This is a genomic window from Chryseobacterium sp. CBTAP 102, from assembly GCF_003201365.1.
GTDB classification, from domain to species: domain Bacteria; phylum Bacteroidota; class Bacteroidia; order Flavobacteriales; family Weeksellaceae; genus Chryseobacterium; species Chryseobacterium candidae.
In genome coordinates this window covers 1-1,286 of the sequence record NZ_QICX01000030.1, presented here as the reverse complement: position 1 = coordinate 1,286, position 1,286 = coordinate 1, and the positions used below count along the sequence as shown (strand labels likewise).

The 1,286-nt window shown below is 45.2% G+C and carries 1 pseudogene; it reads left to right on the top strand.

Going from position 1 to position 1,286, the window contains the following annotated elements:
- Positions 1-1,286, top strand: a pseudogene (locus C8D70_RS20975) (hypothetical protein); the annotation flags it as partial.

Here is a 1,286-nt window from a genome sequence, read left to right as displayed (position 1 = left end):
AATATTTATAACGCAGACGGAACTCTTACAGGCAACCGTACCGTTACACAGGGAGCCAATACCCTGGCCTTTACAGGAACGCAGACCAATGCATTCTCTGTAGATGGAAATACTTTATCTGTGGATGCTGCCAATGGCCGTTTAGGAGTTGGTACCACAACCCCTTCAAACAAATTACACGTAGAAGGCAGCCAGCTGCTTAATGCCGCCGTTACAACAGCCCAGACTAAAAATGCATTAGAAATTAATGTTGGACAGGATGGTTTCAGCTATGGTAATCGTGCAGAAAATTTCGGGATCAATATGAAGTCTTCTTCTTCTGCATCTACAGGACCTATTTCACGTATTAACTTTGGTGATGTTTCCACAACAACAGCAACAGGTAATCGTTACCTGTCTTTTAGTGTTGGTCAAACCCCTAACGAGCTGATGTACCTTACAGATGCTAACTCCGGAAGAGTGGGAATAGGAACGGTGTCTCCCACCAATAAGTTAGTGGTTACAGGTATTAATGCCCAACCTTCAGCATTAGGTACAGCCAATACCAATGCCACGCTTAGAATTGATGGAAACACCAGCCATGCTCTGGACTTCGGAACCTATACCAACTCTCCCTTTGGATCTTATATTTCAAGTCAGAACAAAACTGCTGCTACAGGTCTTCCTTTAGTGTTGAATCCAGTGGGCGGAAATGTAGGAATTGCTACAGCATCCCCCGGAACAGCACTGGATGTGAATGGAGCCATTACCAACCGTGAAACTGTATTAGCTGTTTCAGGCAACAGTGTTACAGTTCCTGCCAATGTAAGCCAGGTACAGATTACCGGAGCTGCTACAGCCAATGTTGCCATTTCTGCACCTGCTGCTCCCAACCCCGGCCAGAGACTGATAGTTTATAATAATACTACAGGAGGATTTGGAACTACACTGGATGGCATAACTGTTCCTAATGGCAAAGCATTGGAATTTGTTTTCAGTAACTCATTCTGGAGGTCTACCGATGGAGGCTCAGCTGGAACTTCCCCTACTAATATCTATACCGCAGACGGTACTCTTGCAGGGAACAGAACGGTAACACAGGGAGCCAATACCCTGGCCTTTACAGGAACACAGACCAATGCATTTTCTGTGGATGGAAGTACCTTATCAGTGGATGCTGCCAATGACCGTGTAGGTCTCGGCACCACTACTCCTGATACCAAACTTACTATCAGTACCCCTGATAATAGTTTTGGTTTGAATCATACCAACGGCACAGTTAATCTGAAAACCTATATTGGTGGAGG